The 23,969-nt window shown below is 60.7% G+C and carries 22 protein-coding genes; 14 read left to right on the plus strand and 8 right to left on the minus strand.

Annotation, left to right across the window (positions count from 1 at the left end):
• Positions 1-6: 6 nt before the first annotated feature.
• The gene (gene ileS / locus GbCGDNIH8_RS02410; RefSeq protein ID WP_072573555.1) at positions 7-2,850 is read right to left on the minus strand and encodes an isoleucine--tRNA ligase; all 2,844 of its coding nucleotides are present in this window, start codon (positions 2,848-2,850) and stop codon (positions 7-9) included.
• On the opposite strand from ileS, the gene GbCGDNIH8_RS12790 reads away from it, so the two are divergent.
• Positions 2,836-3,009 (plus strand): hypothetical protein, encoded by a 174-nt coding sequence (locus tag GbCGDNIH8_RS12790; protein ID WP_157692526.1) that lies wholly within the window; start codon positions 2,836-2,838, stop codon positions 3,007-3,009. The two genes, ileS and GbCGDNIH8_RS12790, sit on opposite strands and share 15 nt — an antisense overlap.
• 43 nt (positions 3,010-3,052) lie before the next feature.
• Here the strand turns inward: GbCGDNIH8_RS12790 and GbCGDNIH8_RS02415 are convergent, their stop codons facing one another.
• Entirely contained in the window at positions 3,053-3,994 is a 942-nt protein-coding gene (locus GbCGDNIH8_RS02415; protein WP_072571965.1) for a bifunctional riboflavin kinase/FAD synthetase, read from the minus strand.
• A 140-nt stretch (positions 3,995-4,134) separates the two neighbouring features.
• Between GbCGDNIH8_RS02415 and GbCGDNIH8_RS02420 the strand changes: the two genes are divergently transcribed.
• Together GbCGDNIH8_RS02420 and GbCGDNIH8_RS02425 are read left to right on the plus strand one after the other, a co-directional pair.
• Positions 4,135-5,853, plus strand: coding sequence for a M3 family oligoendopeptidase (locus GbCGDNIH8_RS02420; RefSeq protein ID WP_072573556.1), 1,719 nt, complete (start codon positions 4,135-4,137; stop codon positions 5,851-5,853).
• 64 nt (positions 5,854-5,917) lie between these two features.
• Entirely contained in the window at positions 5,918-6,646 is a 729-nt protein-coding gene (locus GbCGDNIH8_RS02425; protein ID WP_072571966.1) for a phosphatase PAP2 family protein, read from the plus strand.
• A 95-nt stretch (positions 6,647-6,741) separates the two neighbouring features.
• On the opposite strand, the gene purF is transcribed toward GbCGDNIH8_RS02425, so the two are convergent.
• A complete protein-coding gene (purF, locus tag GbCGDNIH8_RS02430; protein WP_072573557.1) occupies positions 6,742-8,220 on the minus strand; it encodes an amidophosphoribosyltransferase in 1,479 nt (492 codons plus the stop codon).
• A 72-nt stretch (positions 8,221-8,292) separates the two neighbouring features.
• Entirely contained in the window at positions 8,293-8,883 is a 591-nt protein-coding gene (locus GbCGDNIH8_RS02435) for a CvpA family protein (protein WP_072571967.1), read from the minus strand.
• A 168-nt stretch (positions 8,884-9,051) separates the two neighbouring features.
• On the opposite strand from GbCGDNIH8_RS02435, the gene GbCGDNIH8_RS02445 reads away from it, so the two are divergent.
• The 5 genes from GbCGDNIH8_RS02445 to GbCGDNIH8_RS02470 all read left to right on the plus strand — a co-directional run bounded on the left by GbCGDNIH8_RS02445 (position 9,052) and on the right by GbCGDNIH8_RS02470 (position 13,480).
• On the plus strand, positions 9,052-10,818 hold the full coding sequence (locus GbCGDNIH8_RS02445) for a Na/Pi cotransporter family protein (protein ID WP_253736086.1): 1,767 nt from the start codon (positions 9,052-9,054) through the stop codon (positions 10,816-10,818).
• Between the two features lie 57 nt (positions 10,819-10,875).
• The gene (minC, locus tag GbCGDNIH8_RS02450; RefSeq protein ID WP_072571970.1) at positions 10,876-11,577 is read left to right on the plus strand and encodes a septum site-determining protein MinC; all 702 of its coding nucleotides are present in this window, start codon (positions 10,876-10,878) and stop codon (positions 11,575-11,577) included.
• Between the two features lie 162 nt (positions 11,578-11,739).
• Complete coding sequence (minD, locus tag GbCGDNIH8_RS02455; protein ID WP_072571971.1) at positions 11,740-12,555, plus strand: septum site-determining protein MinD; 816 nt, start codon at positions 11,740-11,742, stop codon at positions 12,553-12,555.
• Positions 12,552-12,806: a cell division topological specificity factor MinE gene (gene minE, locus GbCGDNIH8_RS02460; RefSeq protein ID WP_072548186.1), complete on the plus strand. Its 255-nt coding sequence runs from the start codon at positions 12,552-12,554 to the stop codon at positions 12,804-12,806. Before minD ends, minE begins: the two co-directional genes overlap by 4 nt.
• Positions 12,807-13,174: 368 nt before the next feature.
• Positions 13,175-13,480, plus strand: a complete 306-nt coding sequence (locus tag GbCGDNIH8_RS02470; protein ID WP_072571973.1) for a hypothetical protein — start codon at positions 13,175-13,177, stop codon at positions 13,478-13,480.
• 24 nt (positions 13,481-13,504) lie between these two features.
• On the opposite strand, the gene hmuQ is transcribed toward GbCGDNIH8_RS02470, so the two are convergent.
• Together hmuQ and GbCGDNIH8_RS02480 are read right to left on the minus strand one after the other, a co-directional pair.
• Complete coding sequence (hmuQ, locus tag GbCGDNIH8_RS02475; protein WP_072571974.1) at positions 13,505-13,825, minus strand: heme-degrading protein HmuQ; 321 nt, start codon at positions 13,823-13,825, stop codon at positions 13,505-13,507.
• A 113-nt stretch (positions 13,826-13,938) separates the two neighbouring features.
• Entirely contained in the window at positions 13,939-14,991 is a 1,053-nt protein-coding gene (locus GbCGDNIH8_RS02480) for a glycosyltransferase family 4 protein (protein WP_072573558.1), read from the minus strand.
• A gap of 456 nt (positions 14,992-15,447) precedes the next feature.
• Here GbCGDNIH8_RS02480 and GbCGDNIH8_RS02485 point away from each other — a divergent pair, with 456 nt between their 5' ends.
• Positions 15,448-17,313 (plus strand): ABC transporter ATP-binding protein, encoded by a 1,866-nt coding sequence (locus GbCGDNIH8_RS02485; protein WP_216634473.1) that lies wholly within the window; start codon positions 15,448-15,450, stop codon positions 17,311-17,313.
• Between the two features lie 290 nt (positions 17,314-17,603).
• Here the strand turns inward: GbCGDNIH8_RS02485 and rpsU are convergent, their stop codons facing one another.
• Positions 17,604-17,807 (minus strand): 30S ribosomal protein S21, encoded by a 204-nt coding sequence (rpsU, locus tag GbCGDNIH8_RS02490; protein ID WP_043455061.1) that lies wholly within the window; start codon positions 17,805-17,807, stop codon positions 17,604-17,606.
• Between the two features lie 265 nt (positions 17,808-18,072).
• Between rpsU and def the strand changes: the two genes are divergently transcribed.
• The 4 genes from def to GbCGDNIH8_RS02510 are packed head-to-tail and all read left to right on the plus strand — an operon-like array spanning position 18,073 to position 20,702.
• Positions 18,073-18,630: a peptide deformylase gene (gene def / locus GbCGDNIH8_RS02495; protein ID WP_216634474.1), complete on the plus strand. Its 558-nt coding sequence runs from the start codon at positions 18,073-18,075 to the stop codon at positions 18,628-18,630.
• A complete protein-coding gene (locus GbCGDNIH8_RS02500; RefSeq protein WP_072571976.1) occupies positions 18,627-19,271 on the plus strand; it encodes a COQ9 family protein in 645 nt (214 codons plus the stop codon). Before def ends, GbCGDNIH8_RS02500 begins: the two co-directional genes overlap by 4 nt.
• Positions 19,272-19,319: 48 nt before the next feature.
• Entirely contained in the window at positions 19,320-20,198 is an 879-nt protein-coding gene (locus GbCGDNIH8_RS02505) for a transglutaminase family protein (protein WP_072571977.1), read from the plus strand.
• 39 nt (positions 20,199-20,237) lie between these two features.
• A complete protein-coding gene (locus GbCGDNIH8_RS02510) occupies positions 20,238-20,702 on the plus strand; it encodes an OsmC family protein (RefSeq protein WP_072571978.1) in 465 nt (154 codons plus the stop codon).
• Between the two features lie 266 nt (positions 20,703-20,968).
• Here the strand turns inward: GbCGDNIH8_RS02510 and aceA are convergent, their stop codons facing one another.
• Positions 20,969-22,273: an isocitrate lyase gene (aceA, locus tag GbCGDNIH8_RS02515; protein WP_072571979.1), complete on the minus strand. Its 1,305-nt coding sequence runs from the start codon at positions 22,271-22,273 to the stop codon at positions 20,969-20,971.
• Positions 22,274-22,440: 167 nt separating this feature from the next.
• Between aceA and GbCGDNIH8_RS02520 the strand changes: the two genes are divergently transcribed.
• Positions 22,441-23,835: a helix-turn-helix domain-containing protein gene (locus GbCGDNIH8_RS02520; RefSeq protein WP_072571980.1), complete on the plus strand. Its 1,395-nt coding sequence runs from the start codon at positions 22,441-22,443 to the stop codon at positions 23,833-23,835.
• Positions 23,836-23,969: the final 134 nt, after the last annotated feature.

A 23,969-nucleotide genomic window follows, 5' to 3' on the forward strand; every position in this document is an offset into this window, starting at 1 on the left:
CCGATCTCAGGCGCTGCGGCAGATCAGACCGCTTTCAACCGCATCCGCGCAGCGTACACACAGGGCCGGGTGTGCGGCAATGCTGCCGACCTCCGGCAGCACCTTCCAGCAGCGCGCGCATTTCTGGCCGGGTGCGCGGGTGATGGAGACTTCCATCTGTGTACCATCCAGCACGCCTTTGGTGACTCCATCGGCATCGCGGGTAGGATCATAGACCTGTTCCAGCGCCGAGACGATGGTGATGTCCGCCCAGTCCGCTTCCGGCAGTAAATCCATTTCCTCCAGAGACAGCGGCAGGCGGACGGCAGCTTGCAAGGAGGCGCCAATCTGGTTGGCGCGGCGGGCTTCCTCGATCGGTGCTGTGACGCGGCGGCGGATGCTGCGGATTTCCTCCCAGCGCCGGGCAAGAACCGGATCGTGCCAGTGATGCGGCAGGGTGGGCAGGGTCTGGAGATGCACACTGTCCTGCTCGCCGAAGCGGGCGGTCCAGGCTTCCTCTGCCGTGAACACCAGCACGGGAGCCAGCCAGATGGTCAGGCAGCGATGCAGATGATCCAGCACAGTCCGCGTGGCACGGCGACGCGGACTGTCGGTACGGTCGCAGTAGAGCACGTCCTTGCGGATATCGAAGTAGAAAGCGGACAGATCGGTGGCGCAGAAATTGTGCAGGTCCGGATAAAGTCCGGTCCAGTCATGGCTTTCCACCGCCTGCCGGAAGCGTGTATCCAGCTCCGTGAGGCGATGCAGCACCCAGCGTTCCAGCTCCGGCATGTCTGCTTCAGCGACACGTTCTTCCTCATCGAACCCGTCGAGGCTGCCCAGAATCCAGCGCAGCGTGTTGCGCAGGCGGCGATACAGTTCGCCCTGCTGCTTCAGGATTTCCTTGCCAATCCGCAGATCGTCCCGCGTGTCGGAGGACATGACCCACAGCCGGAGAATATCCGCGCCGTACTGGTCGATCACTTCCTGCGGGGCGGTGACGTTGCCGAGGGACTTGCTCATTTTCCGTCCCTGCTCGTCCAGCACGAAGCCATGCGTCAGCACCGCCTCGAACGGAGCCGATCCGCGTGTGCCGACGGCTTCCAGCAGCGAGGACTGGAACCAGCCGCGATGCTGGTCGGAGCCTTCCAGATACAGATCGGCCGGCCATTTCATGTCCCGCGCTTCCAGCACGAAAGCATGGGTGGAACCGCTTTCGAACCAGACATCGATCACGTCGAACACCTGTTCGTAATCCTCGGGATCGCGATCATTGCCGAGGAAGCGGGAAGGGGGAGAGGAATACCATGCATCGGCCCCTTCCTCCTGGAAGGCGGAGACGATGCGCTCCATCACGGTGGCGTCACGCAGCACCTGCCCGGTGGCTTTTTCCACGAACACGGCGATGGGCACGCCCCAGGCGCGCTGGCGGCTGATGCACCAGTCCGGGCGGTTGGCAACCATGGAGCCGATCCGGTTGCGGCCCTGATCGGGGATGAAGCGGGTGCGGTCGATCTCGGCCAGTGCCTGCCCGCGTATGTCTTCCGGCCCGTCCATGCGGATGAACCATTGCGGTGTGGCGCGATAGATCAGCGGGGCCTTGGAGCGCCAGGAATGCGGGTAGGAATGCACCAGCGTGCTGCGGGCCAGCAGCATGCCCGCTTCCGACAGCGCCGCGCAGACCGGCTCGGCGGCCTTGTAGACATGCAGACCGGCAAAAAGTGGCACGTGTTTGTAGTAGGTGCCGTCATCTCCCACTGTTTCCGGCACTTCGATGCCATGGGCGCGACCGAGCTGGAAATCTTCCTCGCCATGGGCGGGGGCGGTGTGCACCAGCCCGGTGCCCTGCTCGGTGGTGACATGATCGCCCGGCAGCAGCGGAACATCGAACTCGTAGCCCCGGCCACGCAGCGGATGGGCGGCGATGGCGCCTTCCAGCGTGGCCCCCTTGAAGCGACGCAGCACGCGATGTTCACTGATCGCCGCGGCTGCCAAAGTCTGCGGCAGCAGGGCTTCCGCCACGATCAGGGTTTCGGTGCCGTCCGGGGCAGTGGGGGTCTCCACCAGCACGTAATCGATCTCCGGACCGTAGGCGACGGCGCGGCTGCCCGGCATGGTCCATGGTGTCGTGGTCCAGATCACCACATAAGCCCCGACCAGATCAGCCTCGCGGGCGCTCAGCACCGGGTAGCGCACATGGATCGTGGTGCTGGTATGGTCGTGATACTCGACCTCGGCCTCTGCCAGAGCGGTTTTCTCCACCGGACTCCACATCACCGGGCGCAGGCCGCGATACAGCGCGCCATTCAGCAGGAATTTGCCGATCTCACCCGCAATGGCGGCCTCGGAGCCGAAATCCATGGTGGCGTAGCGATTGGTCCAGTCGGCCTCCACCCCAAGACGGCGGAATTCGGCAGACTGGATGTCGAGCCATTTGCGAGCGTAATCACGGCATTCGGCCCGGAACTGAAGAACTGGCACCTCATCCTTGTTGCGGCCCGATTTGCGGTATTCTTCCTCGATCTTCCATTCGATCGGCAGGCCATGGCAGTCCCAGCCGGGCACATAGGCGGCATCGTATCCGGCCATCTGCCGGGCGCGATTGATCACATCCTTCAGAATCTTGTTCAGGGCGTGGCCGATATGCAGATGCCCGTTGGCGTAGGGGGGGCCGTCATGCAGCACGAACGGCTCCGCCCCGATGCGGGTCTCACGCAGCTTCCGCCCCAGCCCCATTGCCTCCCAGCGGGCGAGAATCCCCGGTTCTTTCTTCGGCAGGTCTCCGCGCATGGGGAAGGAGGTCGCCGGCAGGAAAACCGTGTTCCGGTAATCCGGGGTCTGAGGATCGCTCTGATCTTGGCTATGAGACATGATGGTCCGCCGCTGCAGGGCCGTCAGGATACGGCCCGGAAAGAAAAGAAGAAAATGGAAATCGCCGCGTCTGGCTGGCCGTCGCAACAGGGCACGCAGGAAGGTGCGCGGGCGGCCAGCTACCTAATTCGCAGGCAGGGGCGGGTGGAGATGGACTGAAACGGTCTGGACGACATGGCTGCATTCTGCATCGGGGGGCGGACTATGCTTGGCTGGACGGAAGCTGGTCAAGCAGCTTCCGCGCCTCATCTGCATCCCTGGCAATCTGGCTGCGGAGATCGTCCAGCCCGGTGAATTTTCGTTCTGCTCTCAAAAAAGCGTGCAGACTGACGGTGACATCCTGATCGTACAGATCGCCACTAAAGTCGAACAGATGTGCTTCCAGCCTGCTTTCCGGCCCTTCATTGACGGTTGGACGACGGCCGATATTGGCAACACCCGGATAGTCGGTGCCGTCCGGCAACCGGGCCGTGACGGCATAAACGCCGCGGGCCGGCTCCAGATGCCGACCGAAGGGGATATTCGCGGTGGGAAAGCCGATGGTGCGTCCCCGTTTATCACCGTGGGAGACGATGCCGCGAATTCCCCATGGCCGTCCGAGCAACTGTGCTGCACGCTCCGGATAGCCATCCTGCAACAGGCGGCGGATGCGGGTGGAGGAGAGTGGTCCCTCTGCATCCATGACGGGCGGAACGATGGTCAGCCCGATCCCCAGCGCCTCGCTGCGGGTGGAGAGCAGGGCGATATCGCCGCCGCGCCGGTGGCCGAAGGCGAAATCGGCTCCGCAGGCCAGATGTTTTGCATCCAGCCCGGCCAGCAGAACGCTGGAGATGAATTCCTCGGCTTCCATCAGGCTGAAAGCCTCGTCGAAGGCCAGCTCCACCACCCAGTTCACGCCCAGCCGTGCCAGCGCGTCGGCGCGCTCGGCGGAGAGGGTCAGGCGGAAGGGCGGATCGTAGGGGCGGAAGAACTCGCGCGGATGTGGTTCGAAGGTCAGCGCCATCAGAGGGGCGGTTGGCCTGGCCGCATGGGCGGCGCGGATAACGGCTTCGTGCCCGAGATGCACACCGTCGAAATTGCCGAGGGCGACGCTTGCGCCGCGGGCTTCGGGGGGAATGTGTCGCCAGTCCGTGATGATCCGCATGCCGCCGTTTTGCGCGAAGGATGCGTCGGGATCAATCGTTCAATGCAGCAGAAACAGGCAGGGCACCATGACAGGCAAGCATGAATGCGGCAGCCTGTGTTTTCATACATCCCACTGACCGCAACGGGAGTCTCACTCTGATGGCCGCACGTTTCGAAGACATATCCGCGCCGAGACCCACACGGGAAAGCCTCGCCGCCGGACGGGACGCCGTGCTGGCCCTGATGGAAGCAGGGGAGTGGGCGCAGGCCCTGTCCACCATGGATCAGGATCGGCGGGATTATGCACGCTGGTCGGCATTGGTACATCTGGCTTTCTCCCGCAACACGGCGGATGCGGAGGCGAAGGCGGAGCGCAGTTATGCGGATTCTCTGGCGCCTTTTGCGCAGGATTGTGAGGTCACGCTGAAGCGGCGTGTGCTGGCCCATCCTGACCGTGCGTCGATTCTGCCTTTGCTGGCACCTCCTTATGGTGAGCATGTGCTGGCGCTGTGGGAGGCGGATATCACCACCTTTATCCCTGCCATTGCTGACGATCTGGAACAGGAATCGAAGCTGGAGGCGGACTATACCGAGCTTCTGGCGGCGGCCCGGCTGGAGATCGGCGGTCAAACCGTCAATCTCTCCGGCCTTGCCCCTTATGCCGAGCATGCGGATCGCGCGATCCGTCATGAGGCGGAGGCGGTACGCTGGCAGTATTTTGCTGATCATGGTGAGAGGCTGGACGGAATTTACGATGCTCTGGTCCGGCTGCGGCATGGCATGGCCCGCAAGCTGGGGGACGAGAATTTCATCGCTCTGGCCTACCGGCGGTTGCGTCGCACCGATTACGGGCCGGAGGATGTTGCTCGCTATCGCGATGCCGTGGCGGAGAAAGTAACACCACTGGTTGCCCGGTTGCTGGAAGCAAGGCGGCAGGAGCATGGCTGGGACAGGCTGCGTTTCTGGGATGAAGCGCTGGTCGATCCGCGCGGCAACCCGAAACCGCTCGGCGGGGTGGAGGTGCTGGGCGAGGCTGCTCAGGACATGTTCGATGCGATGGATGCTCACCTGTCCGGAGGAGACGCAAAAGGCATCGGGGCCTGTTACCGGTTGATGCGGGCCGGGGGGTTCATGGATCTGGAGAACCGTCCCGGCAAGGCGGGTGGGGGTTTCTGCACGTCCTTTCCTACGCGATCGGACGGGATGCCCTATATTTTCGCGAATTTTACCGGCACGCATCTCGATATCGGCGTGTTCACCCATGAAATGGGCCATGCCTTCCAGAATTATGCCAGCCGCACCCTGCCGGGTATCGATCTTCTCTGGCCGACCTATGAAGCGGCGGAAATCCATTCCATGAGTCTGGAATTCCTGACCTGGCCCGGGATCGGCAAGCTGGTGGGAGAGGACGAAGCCGAACGCTACCGGCGCATGCATCTGATCCAGTCGCTGGCTTTTCTGCCGTATGGCGTCTGCGTCGATCATTTCCAGCATGAGGTTTATGCCAGGCCCGATGCCACCCCGGCAGAACGCCATGCGATATGGCAGCGGCTGGAAGCCCGTTACATGCCATGGGCTGATTACGGGGATCTGGCATGGCCGGCCGCCGGCGGGCGCTGGCAGGCGAAGCAGCACATTTATAATTCGCCATTCTATTACATCGATTACACGCTGGCTCTGTGCTGTGCGCTGCAATTCTGGGTGCGCATGCGGCAGGATTATGCCTCGGCACTGACGGAGTATGTCGCTCTGTGCGGGCGTGGCGGCGCAGCTCCTTTCACCGCTCTGGCGCGTTCGGCCGGTCTGGCCAGCCCGTTTTCTCCCGGTGCCCTGGATGCGGTGGTGGATGAGGCGGCGAAAACACTCGGGTTGATATGATTTTTCTGTGATAAAATCAGAAAACAATCCAGACTATCAGGCGGATGCTCGGAGGGTGACAGAGATGAAAATCATCTCCCGGATCGGAGTTTTTACAGTCTCGCTGCTGCTGTGCCTTCTGTTCGGCCCCGCCACTGCCAGCCGTGCCGATCTGGGGCCGTCCGGGTTTGATCAGGCTCTACGGGCTCTGCAGGGCATTGATCTGGCAAGCCTGCTGCCCCCTCCGCCCGCACCCGGCAGCCAACAGGCGCAGATGGATATGGAGGCGGTCCGTCAAGCCATCGCCGCCCGCACGCCGGAGCAGGAACAGAAAATCCGCGCCGATCATGAGTGCGTCATGGAGCAGTTTGCCTCTGTGATCGGGCCGGATTTCGATCACCAGCATTATCCGCGTCTCGCCGCCCTGCTGGATCGTGTCTATCGCGCGGAGGCGCAACTGGTCGCACAGGCGAAGGCGAAGATCGGCCGCCCTCGCCCTTACACGCTGGATCCTACGCTCAGGACGCTGGAGACGCGCTCGGCGCAGGCTTCCTATCCGTCCGGGCATGCCACCTTCGCCTATATGACAGCCGCCATCCTGGCCCGGATTTTCCCGGAGAAGCGGGAGGCGCTCTATGCCCGTGCCGGGGGCTTTGCTCATAACCGTGTGGAGGCGGGCTCGCATTTTCCCAGCGATCTGGAGGCAGGGCGGATGAGCGGGGAGGCGTTGGCGGCGCAGTTATGGAGGGAAGGGGCGTTCAGAGCAAAGATAGAAAATGCCCTGTTGGCTGCGCAAACCAATTTGCACCATTAAAACCGAAGCTGTTGGAACGCGGCTTCGGTTTGTCATCCGCCTTATTTGTCAGCGGATAAGGCTTGCCGCTGACAGGTAACGAGAAAGATTGCAAATTACCGCGGATCACTCATCTGCGGTTGCCGCATAGCGTTCTCGGAAAAATCCGGAATCGGCACCGGATACTCACCCGTAAAACACGCATCACAATAATACGGCTTGCTGTCATCGCGTCCGGGCCGTCCAAGCGCACGATACAGTCCGTCCAGAGAAATGAACGCCAGCGAGTCTGCACCGATCAGCTTGGCCATTTCCTCAACGTTGTTGCGGGCCGCCAGCAGCTTGCTGCGCTCCGGCGTGTCGATGCCGTAGAAGCAGGAATAGGTGGTAGGCGGAGACGAAATACGCATATGGACTTCGGCGGCCCCGGCCTGCCGCACCATTTCCACGATCTTGCGGCTGGTGGTGCCGCGCACGATGGAGTCATCCACCAGCACCACGCGCTTGCCCTCCAGCGCTGCGCGGTTGGCGGAGTGTTTCAGCTTCACACCCAGATGACGGATCTGGTCGGTCGGCTCGATAAAGGTGCGGCCCACATAGTGATTGCGGACGATGCCGAGTTCAAACGGCACGCCCGATTCCGCCGCATATCCCATGGCGGAGGGCACGCCGGAGTCAGGCACCGGCACGATGACATCGGCCTCGACATGGCTTTCGCGGGCCAGTTCGCGCCCGATGCTCTTGCGGGCATCGTAGACCGAGATTCCTTCCAGCACTGAATCCGGACGGGCGAAATAGATGTATTCGAACACGCAGAAGCGGGAGGTCGTGCGGCCGAAGGGCCGGATGCTGTGCACACCCTGATCGTTGATGACGACGATCTCGCCCGGCTCCACATCCCGCACGAATTCCGCACCGACGACATCCAGCGCGCAGGTCTCGCTTGCCAGCACCCAGGATCCCGGCGCACCGGCGGCACCGGGAATGCGGCCCAGAATCAGGGGACGAACCCCCATCGGATCACGCACGCCGAGCAGAGCATCGGTGGACAGGGCCACCAGAGAGTAGGCCCCCGTCACCTGCTTGATGGCGTCGATCAGCCGGTCCACCACGGTGGAATAGAGGCTGATCGCGATCAGATGGACGAAGACCTCACTGTCGGTGGTGGACTGAAACAGACAGCCACGCCGGACCAGCGCCTTGCGCAGGGTCAGGGCATTGGTCAGGTTGCCGTTATGGGCGACGGCCAGACCGCCGAACTCGAAATCGGCATAAAGCGGCTGCACGTTGCGCAGCAGGGTCTCGCCGGTGGTGGCGTAGCGGTTATGGCCGATCGCGTGTGGGCCGGGCAGAGAGGCCATAATCCGTGCATCGCCGAAATTATCCCCGACCAGCCCCAAGCCCTTATGCGTATGATGGCGCTGCCCGTCATAACTGACGATGCCGGTCGCTTCCTGTCCGCGATGCTGAAGCGCATGCAGGCCGAGCGCCGTAATGGCGGCGGCGTCCGTGGCATTCCAGATGCCGAACACTCCGCATTCCTCATGCAGCGTATCATCCTCGGCCCGATCGACCAGCATGGTCTGAGGCATCATGGGATCGGTTCCGCCGGAAGAGGCGGCGGCGGAGGCATCGTGAAGCTCGTCAGAACGGGTCGGCTGCGCCATTTATTTACTCTCCTGCCCCTCGCTGGGCCGTCTTCCGGTGGCATAGCCGCGGGGGCTTGCCTGCATATAGTCCTGCGCCCTGGTTTCCGCCTTTTCAGGGGCGGCCAGTTTCGGGCGGTATTCTTCCGGGACTTCTTCGGTCAGGCGGACCGCTCCCGCATAGATATAGGGTAAGGCGCGGGCTTTCAGTACTGGCTCCGGCCAGTTCTGCACCGGAATCAGCAGCCCTGCCGCGATATAGGCGCAGAGCATCAGGGCAAAGCCGCGTACGATGCCGAATACCAGCCCCAGCGTACGATCCAGCCCGCCGAGAACGGAGCCGCGTACCAGTTTCCCGATCATGGAGGCAACAACGGACAACACGATCAAGGCCACCACAAAAACGATGGCAAAGGCGGCCGGATCGGCCAGCGCATGATCCGGGATCAGAGTACGGATCTGCGGCGTGACGGAGGTAAAGCTTCGTGCCGCGATCCAGGCGGCCCCCACCCATGCGCCAATGCCCAGAGCCTCGCGCACGAAGCCCCGTGTAAAGGCCAGCATGGCCGATATGGCCAGAACCGCCAGCACGGTCAGGTCGACCCAGTTCATAGCGGCTGGATCAAGGCAGGGCGCATAACAGCGCCATGGAGGGTGGCCCGGTTCAAGGTCATCATCATGTCACGAAAAGGTGCAGCGAGGCGCATATATCGGCCCTCCCGCTCTGATGCCAGCGCGGAGGCTGCATTGCAGCACATCCTCGCAGAATAAGTGACCATCATGTCACGCTTTGTGCCAGACCGGTATAGTGGCATAAGGCCGGTCAAGCATGCCCGGACGTTGACAGAAACCGATCCGTCACTGGCGGCACAGGATCGAACAGGGCAAGGTGCCGGCATGGATGTGTCGATGGCATTGCTGAATCTGGCAGGCTCCGTGGCGTTGCTGCTGTGGGGTGTGCACATGGTTCAGACAGGCATTCAGCGTGCGCTGGGGGCGCGGCTGAATATTTTTCTGACCCGGGCGCTGCGTAACCGTTTCAAGGCCTTTCTGGCCGGCATGGGCGTCACGGCTATTCTTCAAAGCAGCACCGCCACCGGGCTGATGCTGACCGGATTCGCGGCAGGCGGGTTGGTGGAGCTCGCTCCCGCGCTGGCGGTCATGCTGGGGGCCAATGTCGGCAGCACGCTGATCGTGCAGCTTTTGTCTTTCGACATTGCCGCCGTGGCGCCCGCGCTGATCCTGATCGGGGTCATGATGTTCCGTCGCGGGCAGGCGGCCACACGGGATACCGGACGCATCATGATCGGGCTTGGTCTGATGCTCATGGCGCTGCACAGCTTTGTGTCTCTGCTGGAACCCTATGAGCATGCAGGGCAGGCGAGGGATCTGTTGGGCGTTGTCGCCAGCTGGCCGTTGCTGGACCTGCTGCTGGGGGCCGGGTTGACATGGGCGGCCCATTCCAGCGTGGCGACGGTCCTGCTGATGATGAGTTTCGCACAAAAAGGCGCGATTTCTCCCGATGCCGCCTTTGCCATGGTGCTCGGCGCGAATATCGGCACTGCGATCAATCCGGTGCTGGAAGGGGCGTCAGGAGAAGACCCCGCGGCCCGCCGGCTTCCGCTGGGTAATCTGCTGCTCCGCACGCTGGGGGCGGTGGTGGCCATGGTGGTGCTGGGGCCTGTCGGTCGCTTGATGGTGCAGATCGAGCCGGATGCGGGCAGGGCCGTCGCGGATTTCCATACCGCCTTCAACCTTGTGCTGGCGATCGTGGCGTTTCCCCTTCTGGACGCGTTCGCGAACCTGCTGAAGCGGATGCTGCCCGCCAGACAGGATGAGGATGATCCGGCCCGCCCGCTCTATCTGGATGGAGCAGCAGTGGAAAGCCCGCCCGCCGCACTCGGCGGGGCAGCGCGGGAGGCGCTGCGGCTGGTCGATGTGCTGGAGAGGATGTTGCAGGGGCTGAAGGAGGCATTCGCCCATGGTGGCCGAAAGGGGATTGCCGATACCAGACGGCTCGATTCGGTGCTCGACCGTCTCAATTCTGCGATCCGCTCCTATCTGACCCGGATCGATCCGGAAGCCATGAGTGAGGCCGACCATCGCAGGGTGCGGGAAATCCTTTCCTTCGGCACGAATATCGAGAATGCGGGCGATGTGATCGAACGTAATCTGCTGTCGCAGGCGATGAAGAAATTCAAGGGCGGGATTGCCTTCTCCCCCGAGGCGGATGCCGAGATCCAGACGTTGATCGAGCGCTGTACCACCAATCTTCGCAACGCTGCGGCCCTGTTCATGACCGAGGATGTGCGCCTTGCCCGCCGTCTGGCAGCGGAGAAGGAAGTGTTCCGGGATGCCGAAAACAGTGCCACTGAACAATATTTCCAACGGCTGCGCACGGAAGGGAAAGCGGCCGAGCTGGAAAACCTGTATCTGGATGTGCTGCGTGACCTGAAGCTGATGAACACGCATCTGGTGGCAGCGGCAGCCTATCCGGTGCTGGAGGCGCATGGGGAACTGGCCGCCAGTCGTCTGCGGGTTGAATGAGGCTTCCTTCTGCTGTCCTTGTTGACGTCGGACCGCTTCCGATTGTACGTGAGCAGCGTGACATCAGAAGTCAAAACCCGTCCCTTTTTCCGCGTGCGCGGTCGGTCCTTCATTGCTGTCGTCCTGGTGCCGGAACAACCGGTGGATGACTGGCTGGGGGAGCTGGATGCGCAGATCGAGCGGTCACCAAGCTTTTTCGACCGTCGCCCGGTGGTGGTGGACCTGTCTGTTGCCGGCTTGCAGGAGCCCGGCCTGATGGCGCTTTTCTCCGAGCTGGAAGCCCGCAACATCCGTCCCATCGGCATTGAGGGGCTGGATGAGGCCGGAGAAGAATGGAGCGACAATCTACTCGCCTCCCTGCCGCCAGTGATTCGCGGCAGCCGTGCTGCGGGCGATCTGGATATTCCCGAAGAAACCCGGCCGGAAGAAATGATGGCCCTGGTCGTGGAGCGCCCGGTACGCTCCGGCCAGTCTGTCGTGCATGACAAGGGGGACGTGATTGTGATCGGCTCCGTCGCATCCGGGGCGGAGGTCGTCGCGGGCGGTTCCATTCACGTCTACGGCACGCTCCGTGGACGCGCGATTGCCGGATTGATGGAAGACGGAACCCCCCGTATTTTCTGCAGCAAGCTGGAAGCCGAGCTGGTGGCGATCGAAGGCGTCTGGAAAACCGCTGACGATATGGAACCATCCCTGCGCGGCAGGCCGGTGCAGATCATGCGTGACGGTGAAACGATCAAGATCGTCGCGTTCGACTAAGCGGCCTCTTACGCTGGTCCGATATGTTGGCTAGAGTCGAAACGATAAGGCGTCCTTGTGTCAGTGACTCTGTTTCTCGTGGCACAATGTGGATGACCGGTTCATGATCTACGGTGGAGCATCCCTGATGTGGATGCGGTTGAGCGCCTGAGGGAGGCTTAAATGTCTAAGGTTCTGGTTGTGACCTCGGGCAAGGGCGGTGTCGGCAAGACGACATCGACTGCGGCGCTGGGTGCGGCGTTGGCCCAGTTGGGTAAGACCGTCTGCGTCGTCGATTTTGATGTGGGCCTGCGCAATCTTGATCTGATCATGGGTGCGGAACGCCGTGTCGTGTTCGACCTGATCAATGTGGTGCAAGGTGATGCGCGCCTCAGCCAGGCCCTGATCCGCGACAAACGTATCGAAAATCTTTCCCTGCTGCCCGCCAGCCAGACCCGTGATAAGGATGCGCTGACCCCGGAAGGCGTGCAGACCGTGATCGAGGAACTGCGCACGCGTTTCGACTGGGTGGTCTGCGACAGCCCCGCCGGGATTGAAAAAGGCGCCACTCTCGCGATGCAGTTTGCCGATGTCGCGGTGGTGGTGACCAACCCCGAAGTGTCATCCGTGCGAGACAGTGATCGTATCATCGGTCTGCTGGATTCAAAAACGGACAAGGCGCAGAAAGACGAACGCATCGACAAACATCTGTTACTGACCCGTTATGACGCTGCCCGGGCCGCGAAGGGCGAGATGCTGAAGGTCGATGACGTGCTGGAGGTTCTGTCAATTCCTCTGCTGGGCATCATTCCGGATAGCGAAGAGGTGCTGAAAGCCTCCAATGTCGGCTCACCGGTGACAGTGAACGCACCGCAGAGCGTGCCGGGCAAGGCTTATTTCGATGCTGCAAGGCGCCTGCTGGGTGAGGATGTGCCGATGGTGGTGCCGTCCGAGAAGCGCGGGCTGGTTGGTCGTCTGTTCGGCAGGAGGGTTGCGTGAGCTTATTCGGCTTTCTCCAACGTAAACCGACGGCTCAGGTCGCCCGCAACCGGCTTCAGATTCTGCTGGCGCATGAGCGAGGGCTGGAGGGTAATACTGATCTCGCCGCCATCCTGCAGGAAGAGATTATTGCGGTCATCGCGAAGCATGTTGAGATCGACCGGGAAAAGGTGCAGGTCAAACTTGATCGTGGCTCTGCTTTTTCCACGCTGGAAATCGATGTTGAGATGCCAAATGGAAAGAAGGCTTGAGCATCCGGGCAGGCTGTTCAGGATGAAATCATCCTGCCTGTTGCTTCCCTTAAGTCTGGCCTTCTGCCTGGGTCTGGCGGGATGTGGGTCTTCACATCATCGTTATAGAGGCGGAGGTACGCCTTATAGCGGTGGAGCATCTTATGAGGATTCCCCCTATCCGCAGGCGGGGCAGACGCTTGATTTTCGGACTCGTGCACAGGTGAACTGTGCCGCCGGGGATTCTGCCTCCTGCAAAATTCTCCGTGCCATCCGCTGAGATTTTTGCGAGGACAGGCAAAAACAAAAAGACAACTGATCGCTTTGTGAGGCGTTGCATGCTGTGACCCGAAATGTGTCGGGGACAATCACAGCCAGAGGGACGCGCCATGACTGTATGGTTTTATCGTGACCGTCACAACCTGACTGGGGCAGCCATACTGATGATGAGTGTTATCTTCAGTGGAGCCGCTCTTGCGAATGAGCCTGGCGCCGAAGCGCCGGCCGGTTCTATCGCGGCGGCGAAGGCCGTGCATGTCGGTTTGGGCATTGGCAGTGGTGCCGGGTCACAATACTGGTATGTGTCTGGTGACCCTTATCGGGCGGGGGATGCAGGCTTGGCCGAGTATGAGCAGGGCAGCCTGCGTCAGATGTCGGACGGTGCAGAACCGTCCCGGCATCCGGTGAAAAAATAAAACTGTCCTGCAGCGTGGCCGGTATCAGGCTTTTTGCTGAAGTGTCTGGATAATCTCGAACCCCTCAAATTCAGGATGCCCGAGATAAAGCGGTCGATTGCTGCCAGCATTTTTATGAGCCGCGCGGAAAGCCTCTGATTTCGTCCACGCTTCAAAGGCATCCCTGCTTGCCCAGATTGTATGGGATGCATAGAGGACGTGATCCTCCCGCACCGGGCCTTTCAAAAGATGAAATTCGATGAAACCTGGTACAGTCTCCAGAAAGCTGGGCCGGTTGGCCCAGACTTCCTCAAATGCCTGTGTGGCATCCGGCAGAACCTTGAACCGGTTCATGGCAATAAACATAAGCACTTCTCCTGCTGCCGGTTGGCCAGCCTGATATAGCGGGCCGCCCCTTGTATCCGGCGATCGTGCAATTCTGACGGATAGGCGGCAAGGGGGTAGGAATATGCCGGATTTCAGGTGATGACGCGCAAGGCAGGACGTGCGTCGACACCCAGCTTGCGATAGATCGCCAGATAATCCTCTGCCATGCGGCGGGCTGTGAAGCGTTTTTCAAATATGGCCCGCACATTGGTCCGGTTTAGCCGATCAAGCTTGCGCGCAGCAGCGATGGCGCTTTTTTCATCCTCGACAATAAAGCCGGTTACGCCATCATCCAGAATTTCCGGTACCGACCCACGATTCATGGCGATGACTGGTGTGCCGCAGGCCATGGCCTCGATCATGACCAGACCGAACGGCTCCGGCCAGTCGATTGGCATCAACAGGCCAAGGGCGCCGGAGAGAAATTCCGCTTTTCGATCATCGCCGATTTCGCCCACCATCTCAACGCCTCCGCCCGGCAACATCGGCTTGATCACGGTTTCGAAATAGTCCTGATCGGCCTTGTCCACTTTGGCGGCAATGCGCAGAGGGATACCCACTGCACGGGCAATGCGGATGGCCGTATCCGGCCGTTTTTCCGGACAGATGCGGCCCAGAAAGGCCAGATAATCATGGTTACCGGGCTGAGGTGTCAGCAGGTCGGCAGGCAGACCATGCAGGACTGTGCCGATGAAATGGGCATTCGGCAAAGGGCGGCGCTGGGAATGGGAGATGGAAATGACCGGCGTATCCGGGAAGGTATCATAAATCTGGGACAATTCCGGCAGATCCAGCCGCCCATGCAGAGTGCTGACGAAAGGCGTCGGCTGGCGGGAAAACAGGCTGAACGGCATGTAATCATTGTGGAAGTGCAGCACGTCGAACTGGTCTGCCATCTGTCGCACCCGTTCCATTTGCAGGATCTGGGGTGCCAGCGTGTCACGAATTGTCTGATCCAGCCTCAGCGCCTGCGGCCATGTGGCTTCCAGCTTTGCGTCGGTGATTGAGTCTCCGCTCGCGAACAGGGTCACATCATGCCCCATTGCGACCAGTTCCTCGGTGAGGAAGGAGACGACGCGTTCCGTACCACCATAAAGCTTGGGGGGAACGGCTTCGTGTAACGGGGCAATCTGGGCAATACGCATGGCGATAAGCTCCATTTGTTGCGGATAACGATCTGGATGCCGGTGTCGCTGCGTGAAACATGCATCCTGATACAGGCAGTAATAAGACAGGCTTGCCTTAGTGCTGCCGCAATGATCGGTACAATGTGCTGACCAAAGGCAACGTTCTGCGAATGCCCGATATCATGGTTCAGCATTTTTGCCGGGACCGAAACGGATCAGTTCGTAAAAGGTTGCTGCCATGATGTGTTCCGGCAACGGCGCTGTGATGATGGCGGAAGGGAAGAGTGTCATTCTGAGGGGGCGCAGCCTCTGATAAAATGGCAGATTTTCTGGCCTGATCGGCGACAGTGAACGTATTGACGATGACGGATGCGCATCGTGGGTGACGGATCGATCAATATCACGTATCCGGGAGTACTCATGTCCAATAAAACCGTCACGATCACCTTTTCAGACCATTCCGGGATGTGCCCAATGGTTGCAAAAAGACAGGGTGGTGCAGGAGATGGCCGGACCATGAAACACCTGCGGCAGATGCTGTCGGTGAAGCCTTTTGAGACAGTCCACGGGGGGCGCGTGAGCAACGACAATAAGACCCGCAGCCTGCCGACCCGGACGCTGCCATTTATTTTTCACTACGTGCGTCGCCACCCTGTCGGGCATCTGACGGTCCTGTTATCCGTACTGATGGCGGTGTCCTTTGCGACGTTTTCCCAATACGGCGTCAAGCATCTGGTGGACGTGCTTTCCGGTAATCGTGTGGATGAGGTCTGGAGCGCATTCGCCATTCTCGCCGGGTTGATCGCCGCCGATAATATGAGCTGGCGCATCGGCGGATGGGTCTCCACCCATACTTTTGTTGCCGTCACAGGCGATCTGCGCCGTGATCTGTTCGAACATCTGACCGGACACTCCCCGGCCTATTTCGCGGATCGTCTGCCGGGCATGCTCGCCGGACGCGTCACGGCCACCGGCAATGCGATCTTTCAGCTTGAGCAGCTCTTCTCGTGGAATGTTTTGCCGCCGACCTTTGCGGTGGTGCTGTCGATAGCGATGCTGGCGCTGGTCAGCCCGCTGATGTCCGCCACGCTGGCGCTGGTCTCTCTGGGCCTTGGGGCCGTGCTGATGATCTGGGCGGCACGCGGCAACCGGTTGCATGAGCGCTATGCGACCGACGCGGCAAGGGTGGATGGCGAACTGGTTGATGTCATTAACAACATGCCCCTGGTCCGGGCTTTCGGTGCGACCCTGAGGGAGCGGGAGCGGTTTGCCGCGCGTGTGCAGGATGAAATGTCGGCCCGTGGCCATTCCCTGCGCTATCTGGAGCGGCTGCGCCTGTTTCATGCGGTGTTTACGGCGGCGCTGACAGCCGGGCTGCTGGTCTGGGCAATCCTGTTGTGGCAGCACAAGATGGCGAGCACCGGTGACGTTGTTCTGGTGACTACGCTCGGCTTCAATATCCTGCATGGTACCCGCGATCTGGCCGTGGCGCTGGTGAATATGGTGCAGGATGTGGCCCGTCTGTCAGAAGCTCTGGCAACATTGTTGCTGCCGCATGATCTGCGTGACCAGACGGATGCGCATACCCTCCCTTCTGCGGTAGGGGCGGTCGAATTCAGGGATGTCACTTTTGCCTATCCGGGCGCCAGTCCTGTTCTGAAGAAGTTCAATCTTGTCGTCCCCGCCGGGCAGCGTGTCGGGCTGGTGGGGCGCTCCGGCTCTGGCAAAACGACAGTTCTGACCCTTATGCAGAGGCTGCGTGAGCTCGGGGAGGGACAGATCCTGATCGACGGGCACGATATCGCGACCATGACCCAGGAAAGTCTGCGTGATGCGATCAGCATCGTGCCGCAGGATGTCATGCTGTTCCATCGCTCGGTGATCGATAATATCCGTTACGGCAAGCCCGATGCGAGCTTTGCCGAAGTGGAGGCGGCTGCGGAAGCTGCGTGCTGCCGTGACTTTATCAATGATCTGACCGAAGGATATGACACGATCGTGGGTGACCGCGGGGTGAAACTTTCCGGTGGTCAACGCCAGCGGCTGGCCATCGCCCGGGCTTTCCTGCGTAACGCGCCGGTGCTGGTGCTGGATGAGGCGACCAGTGCGCTCGACAGTGAAAGCGAACGGGCAGTTCAGAGGGCGCTCGATCGCTTGATGCAGGGTCGAACCGTGATTGCCGTGGCGCATCGCCTGTCCACGCTGAAAAACTTCGATCGGATCGTGGTGATGCAGCATGGCCGTATCTTGCAGGATGGCTCGCCGACCGAGCTGGAGCGCAATGACGGGCCGTTCAGGGATCTGTTGCTTCAGCAGACCATGATGATTGCCGCCGAATAAACACGAGCAAACATGCCTACGAAAAAGGGCTGGGCACGCGGGTGTCCGGCCTTTTTCATGGGCATCAATCAGATCAAAATGAAAAGGTAGTGGGAGAGGGAAGCCGGCGGGGGATAATCCCCCGCTGCGGTCTCCGATCCGGCTCCGTCCGTTGATAAGGCTCCATCAGAATGGCGCAGGGGACGGAAGCGGTTTTCAGGCGGGCTGGTTATCACCAACCCTGTCCGGCCGCCCGATGGCTGGCCGTGTATATGTGCGGGACCGTTGGGCCCGGCTTGGCGGAAGGTGTATCAGAACCCCTCACGCTCCAGACGCTTGCGCTCCAGCTTGCGGGCGCGGCGAACGGCTTCAGCAGCTTCGCGAGCCTTGCGTTCCGACGGCTTTTCAAAGTGCCGACGCAGCTTCATTTCACGGAAAATGCCTTCGCGCTGCATCTTCTTCTTGAGCGCCTTGAGCGCCTGATCGACATTATTGTCACGAACCAGAACTTGCACTGGGTAGTCATCTCCTTTCTCTGGACGGTCTGAGCCCGGGCCGTACGAACGGGTTCCGCTGAAGATTCCAACGGAAGGCGGGGCGTATAGCACAGTTTTGCCGAAGAAAACAAAGCCTGTTTCTGTGGTCTGATATTTCCTGGTTCCGGCGGGGCGAATCAGGTCTTTCTGATACTGTTTCGTGCCTTGTGGCGGCCGGTTTCGTAACGGACAATATGACCAGAGGCATGCCGGGCGGCAGCGGCAAGTATGGGAGAGGGGCGCAATGTCGATTCTGAAGATCGCACGCATGGGGCATCCGGTGCTGCTGCGTCGTGCTGATCCTGTGCCGGATCCGACCGCGCCGGAGATACAACGCCTGGCCCTGGATATGATTGAAACCATGATTGATGCCCCCGGTGTGGGGCTGGCGGCACCGCAGGTATATCAATCCTTGCGTATGTTCGTGTTTCGTGTGCCTGTCTCTCGTGGTGGCGAGGAAATCCCTCCTACCGTGCTGATCAACCCGGAGCTTGCGCTGTTGGGGGATGAGATTCAGATGTGCTGGGAGGGATGCCTGTCCATTCCCGGCTTCAGGGGAGAAGTGCCTCGTGCCATGCGGGTCCGTTATCGTGGCATCGGACTGGACGGGGCTGTTATCGAGCGTGAAGCCAGCGGCTTTCACGCGAATGTCATTCAGCATGAATACGACCATCTGAATGGTATCCTGTATCCTATGCGCATGGACGATCTGGGGCGGCTGGGCTTTGAGGAGGAAATTGCCCGCGCACAGGCGGCTCTGGCAGCGGAGCAGGCGGCCGAACGGAAGGATGACGCAGAATGATCGCCACTCTGGACTCTCTGGTCGATGATACCGAGCAGGATCGGGTCATTGCGGCGATGTTGCCTCATGTTCCGGTTCTGGGATGGACGGAGACCGCTTTGCGCAGCGCCTTGAGTGATCTGAACCTTCCTCCTGAAGATGCGCCTTTATTCTGGCATGGCGGGGCTGCGGGCCTGATCGAGGCATGGTCCGGCTGGCTGGACCGGGCCATGACGGCAGAGGTCGAGCAGGCAGCGGGCGTTACGAAACTGAGCGCCCGTGTCCGTCTGGCCATTGCAGCCAGGCTCTCCCTGATGGGTCCGCATCGTGAGGCTGCACGCAGGGCTGCTGCCGCGCTGGCCTTGCCTGGCCGGGCCCGTGTTGCGGCGCGCTGTCTGGCGCGAACGGTGGATGCAATCTGGTATGCGGCAGGGGATCGTTCTGCGGATACCAGTTGGTACACAAAGCGCGTTATTCTGGCCGGAATATGGAGCGGGACATTGCTGGTCTGGTTGCGGGAGCGATATGATCATGATGAAGCCGCGCTGGCTTTTCTGGATCGCAGGCTGGCCGGTGTCACACAGTTCGGACGCCTGAAGGCACGGATCACGGGAGGACTGGCAGGTGGTCCGTCAGCCTCCCATTCCAGCTCGGAGGCATGACCCTTTGCAAAAGGGTAGAGAAATGTCAGTCAGGATGAGCACAGTTTTATGCCTCGCGTCCTGATCACGCATATCACCATATATCGCTATCATCAGCCGGTTTCGCTGGGTCGGCACCGGCTGATGATGCGCCCGCGCGACAGTCATGATCTGCGTATGAACGATGCGACCCTGACATTCTATCCGCCAGCGGTCGAGACACGCTGGGCACATGACGTTTTTGGAAATTCGGTCTGCTATGTGCAGCCTGATCCAGCAGAGTCCGATCGGTTCGAAATCACCTCACGGCTTGATCTGGATCACTTTCCCAGCAATGAAGATCTGCCGATTGATCCGGTGGCACGCACGTATCCGTTTGGTTACGCGGCTGAGGAATTACCGGATATTGCCCGGTTGCAGGAACGGCATCATCCCGATCCGGATCACAGGCTGGAGCTGTGGGCACGCAAATTCGTCCGCAAGGGGCGTGCTACCGGGACGATGCGGCTGCTGATGGATATGACGCGCGCGATCCAGCGGGATTTTACTTATGAAGCGCGTGATACGCAGGGTACTCAGGCCCCTCTCAGGACGCTTGATCTTGGCAGAGGGGCATGCCGGGATTTCGCCCTGCTGATGATGGAAGCCGTGCGATCGCTTGGTTTTGCGGCCCGTTTTGTCAGTGGTTATCTGTACGATCCCGACATAAAAGGGTCTGCCATGGTTGGAGGCGCTACGACCCATGCCTGGTGTGCCGTTTATCTGCCGGGTGCGGGATGGGTGGAGTTCGATCCGACCAACGGGCTGATCGCCGGGCGTAACCTGATCCGTATCTGTGTGGCCCGCACCCCATCCCAGGCCGTACCGATTTCCGGGAGCTATACGGGGCGCCCCGGTGATTTCGACACCCTGTCAGTCGATGTGCAGATCAAGACGGAAGCGGCTTGATCGCAGGGTCGTGCCTGATTGGGCGGGGGGTGTTTTCGCATGAGCCATTCTTATGTCTCCCGGATTGTCTGGACCGGGAATCGCGGGCGGGGTACGTCCGGCTATCGCGATTATGATCGAAGCTGGGATATTGTGGTGCCGGGCAAGCCTGTGATCCATTGTTCCAACGATCCGTTGCTTGGTGGTGACACCACCAGAATGAACCCTGAAGATCTGCTGCTGTCAGCTTTAGCTGCGTGCCATATGCTCTGGTATCTGCATTACGCTTCAGAGTCGGGCATCGTTGTCACCTCCTACGAAGATCAGCCTGTCGGCATTGCGGAGGTGGCGGCGGGTGGAGCGGGCCAGTTTGTGTCAGCGACCCTGCACCCCCGTATCACAGTGGATGCAAATGCTGACCTTGCCATTGCAGAGGCGATTCATCACCGGATTCATGAGGTGTGTTTGATCGCCCGTTCGGTGAAATTTCCGGTTTATTACGAGCCTGAATTCATATCCGGCTAAGTCAGGCGGGGCAAAACAGTCTGCAACATTGCCTGCAAACGGAAAACGGCCCCGCAGGGCGGGGCCGTTCCAGACGCCAGCCCGGGGGTGCCGGCGTCTCATCGCGTCGATTGGTCCGAGCCGAGGGGCGACGTCGAACCGATCGGCGCATCCCTGTCGCGGTGTCTGGAAAGCAGTGTTGCGGAAAGGGGACTCTCCAGCGGTCAGGGACCAGCTCCGGCTGCCCTGTGTTAGGGGGCAGGACAGCCGGATTTCGTTGTTCCGTATTAGTGGAACTGCTCTTCTTCCGTGCTGCCGGCGAAGGCAGTGGTGGAAGACTGACCCTGAGACACCGCCATGGAGATCGCGTCGAAGTAAGACACGCCCACTTCGCGCTGATGGCGGGTGGCGGTGTAACCGTCGGCTTCGGCCGCGAACTCGGCCTGCTGCAGCTCGGAATACGCTGCCATGCCACGGTCCTTGTAGCCACGGGCCAGCTGGAACATGGAGTAGTTCAGGCTGTGGAAACCCGCCAGCGTGACGAACTGGAACTTGTAGCCCATGGAGCCGATCGCGCGCTGGAATTCGGCGATCTTCTCCGGCGGGAGCTTCTTCTTCCAGTTGAAGCTGGGGGAGCAGTTGTAGGCCAGCATCTTGCCCGGGAACTGCTTGGCGATCGCGTTGGCGAACTGCTCGGCTTCTTCCAGGTTCGGCTCGCTGGTTTCCCACCACAGCAGGTCAGCATACGGCGCATAAGCCAGGGAGCGAGCGATCGCGTAATCGACGCCCACGCCTTCCTTGATGCGATAGAAGCCTTCCGGGGTGCGCTCGCCGCTGATGAACGGATGGTCGCGCTCATCAACATTGGTGGTCAGCAGCTGGGCGGCATGGCTGTCGGTGCGGCACAGCAGAACGGTCGGAACGCCTTCGACATCGGCGGCCAGACGGGCTGCGTTCAGGGTGCGGATGTGCTGGCTGATCGGCACCAGAACCTTGCCACCCAGATGGCCGCACTTCTTTTCGGACGCAAGCTGGTCTTCGAAGTGAACGCCGGCGGCGCCCGCATCGATCATGGCCTTCATCAGCTCGTAGGAGTTCAGCGCGCCGCCGAAACCGGCTTCGGCATCGGCCACGATCGGGGCCATCCAGTGAATGTCGCCATCACGGCCGGCCTTGGCGCCTTCCATGTGGGCGATCTGGTCGGAGCGACGCAGTGCGTTGTTGATGCGGCGGACAACGGCCGGAACCGAGTTCGCGGGATACAGGGACTGGTCGGGATACATTTCACCGGCCAGGTTGGCATCGGCGGCAACCTGCCAGCCGGACAGGTAGATGGCCTTCAGGCCGGCCTTGACCTGCTGAACCGCCTGGTTGCCGGTCAGGGCGCCCAGTGTGTTCACGAACGGCTCGTTACGCAGCAGCGTCCACAGACGCTTCGCGCCCATTTCGGCAATGGTGTGCTTGACGCGGAAGCTGCCAGCCAGCTTCTCCACATCGGCCTGGGTATAGTCGCGCTTAACGCCAGCGAAGCGTTCTTCCATATCGAAGGGAACGCTGCCGGCGCCGTCCGGCGCGAAACAGATGGAGGCCATGTGACGCATAATTATTACTCCCTCGGCTCTTAACTGCGCAACATTTGGCACGTTTTTGCAGCTTTGACACCCCTAAAATTAAAAATTTGCTGCAATTTAGTAAATTTGTTTACGGCTTGGTTGTAATTTTGCAAACTGTGTAAATTACAACGCGTGAAAATAATGTCATGTCTCGTCCTCTGATCGGGCGCACCGTCCGCCGGTTGCGACAGGAACGTGGAGAGTCCCAGCAATCGCTTGCAGTAAGGCTGGGGATATCCGCGAGCTATCTGAATTTGATCGAGCACGACCAGCGTGGTGTGACGGCATCGTTGCTGATCAAGCTGGCGGAAACGCTGCGTGTTGATCTGCGTGCGCTGTCCGGCCAGCAGGAGCGACATCTTCAGACCGGATTGCGCGAGGTGTTCGCCGATCCGATGCTGGCCAGTGAGGGCGTGTCGGTGGAGGAGGTGGAGCAGCTTGCCGCCGCCAGCCCCAATGCGGCCCGGGCGATTCTGACGCTGTATCGCTCCTGGCGTGTCGCGCGGGAGGATGCGGGCGGCATCGCACTGCCGTCTGGTCGCCGTATTCTGCTGCCGAACGAGGAGGTGCGCGATCTGTTTGCCGAACGGCAGAACTACTTCGCTGAACTGGAGGCCGCCGCCGGAGCGATCTGTGCCGATCTGCGCACCACGCCGGCCGAGGCCAATCATGCAATTGCCGAGCGGCTGCGGGCCCGACATGGGTTGACCATCCGGGTCGGCCCTTCAGAAGGTGTACACCGGCGCTACGATCCGCCGAGTTCCAGCCTGTTTCTGTCAGAACAGCTGCCGCGGGAAAGCCGGGGTTTCCATATGGCATTCCAGCTTGCCCTGATGGAAACCAGAGACGCCGTGGAGGGGGTGATCACGACCTCCCGCCTCAGCACGCCGGAGGCGGAAGGGCTGCTGCGAATCGGGCTGCTGAACTATACCGCCGCTGCGATCCTGATGCCTTATGAAGCGTTCCGGCATGCGGCCCTGGAATTGCGACACGATATGGATCTGCTGGCGGCCCGTTTTTGCGTCAGTTTCGAGCAAGCCTGTCAGCGTCTGGCCTCCTTACAGCGGCCGGAAGCGCGTGGGGTGCCGTTCTTTTTCCTGCGGACGGATGCGGCGGGGAATGTATCCAAGCGTTTTTCCGCGGCCGGCTTTCCATTCGCGCGTTTCGGTGGTTCCTGCCCGCGCTGGGTCGTGCATGAGGCTTTCACTTCCCCCGGCGCCATCCGGGTGCAGGTGGCGCGGCTGCCGGATGGCGCGACTTTTCTGTGTTTCGCGCGCTGCGTGCGTGGTGTGGCAGAGCGATGGGGCGATCCGCCGCCGCTGCATGTGGTGGCGATGGGCTGCGACATCGTCCATGCGCCGGACATTATCTATGGCGATGGCATCGACATCGAACGGGCAGCCGTGGGAATCGGGCTGTCCTGCCGCCTCTGTGACCGACAGGACTGCCGCAGTCGCGCCTTTCCGCCGCTGGAACACCGCATTGCGATTGACCCGAACACAACGGCGGAAAGCCCGTATCGCTTTCAGGAGCAGCATTAGGATTGAATGCCGATTCTCTTTCAGGTCGGTGCGACTGCGTATTTTTAAGCTCACGTCACAGGCTGATATCGTCCTGTAAGGCTCTGACAAAAAATATTTTTAGTTCTTTCGATCACGAATCGTTGATAGTGGGT

Origin of the sequence: Granulibacter bethesdensis (genome assembly GCF_001889545.1) — a bacterium.
Classification (GTDB): Bacteria; Pseudomonadota; Alphaproteobacteria; order Acetobacterales; family Acetobacteraceae; genus Granulibacter; species Granulibacter bethesdensis_B.

Bases quoted from the DNA above. Each gene is read 5' to 3' on its own strand.
- purF (WP_072573557.1), bottom strand. From the start codon at position 8,220: ATGATGCCTCAGACCATGCTGGTCGATCGGGCCGAGGATGATACGCTG.
- GbCGDNIH8_RS02485 (WP_216634473.1), top strand. From the start codon at position 15,448: ATGGTTGCAAAAAGACAGGGTGGTGCAGGAGATGGCCGGACCATGAAA.
- GbCGDNIH8_RS02425 (WP_072571966.1), top strand. From the start codon at position 5,918: ATGAAAATCATCTCCCGGATCGGAGTTTTTACAGTCTCGCTGCTGCTG.
- GbCGDNIH8_RS02510 (WP_072571978.1), top strand. From the start codon at position 20,238: ATGAGCCATTCTTATGTCTCCCGGATTGTCTGGACCGGGAATCGCGGG.
- GbCGDNIH8_RS02435 (WP_072571967.1), bottom strand. From the start codon at position 8,883: ATGAACTGGGTCGACCTGACCGTGCTGGCGGTTCTGGCCATATCGGCC.
- GbCGDNIH8_RS02520 (WP_072571980.1), top strand. From the start codon at position 22,441: ATGTCTCGTCCTCTGATCGGGCGCACCGTCCGCCGGTTGCGACAGGAA.
- GbCGDNIH8_RS02415 (WP_072571965.1), bottom strand. From the start codon at position 3,994: ATGCGGATCATCACGGACTGGCGACACATTCCCCCCGAAGCCCGCGGC.
- aceA (WP_072571979.1), bottom strand. From the start codon at position 22,273: ATGGCCTCCATCTGTTTCGCGCCGGACGGCGCCGGCAGCGTTCCCTTC.
- GbCGDNIH8_RS02470 (WP_072571973.1), top strand. From the start codon at position 13,175: ATGACTGTATGGTTTTATCGTGACCGTCACAACCTGACTGGGGCAGCC.
- def (WP_216634474.1), top strand. From the start codon at position 18,073: ATGTCGATTCTGAAGATCGCACGCATGGGGCATCCGGTGCTGCTGCGT.
- GbCGDNIH8_RS02500 (WP_072571976.1), top strand. From the start codon at position 18,627: ATGATCGCCACTCTGGACTCTCTGGTCGATGATACCGAGCAGGATCGG.
- GbCGDNIH8_RS02505 (WP_072571977.1), top strand. From the start codon at position 19,320: ATGCCTCGCGTCCTGATCACGCATATCACCATATATCGCTATCATCAG.
- hmuQ (WP_072571974.1), bottom strand. From the start codon at position 13,825: ATGTTTATTGCCATGAACCGGTTCAAGGTTCTGCCGGATGCCACACAG.
- GbCGDNIH8_RS02445 (WP_253736086.1), top strand. From the start codon at position 9,052: ATGTCACGCTTTGTGCCAGACCGGTATAGTGGCATAAGGCCGGTCAAG.
- GbCGDNIH8_RS02480 (WP_072573558.1), bottom strand. From the start codon at position 14,991: ATGCGTATTGCCCAGATTGCCCCGTTACACGAAGCCGTTCCCCCCAAG.
- ileS (WP_072573555.1), bottom strand. From the start codon at position 2,850: ATGTCTCATAGCCAAGATCAGAGCGATCCTCAGACCCCGGATTACCGG.
- GbCGDNIH8_RS02420 (WP_072573556.1), top strand. From the start codon at position 4,135: ATGGCCGCACGTTTCGAAGACATATCCGCGCCGAGACCCACACGGGAA.
- minD (WP_072571971.1), top strand. From the start codon at position 11,740: ATGTCTAAGGTTCTGGTTGTGACCTCGGGCAAGGGCGGTGTCGGCAAG.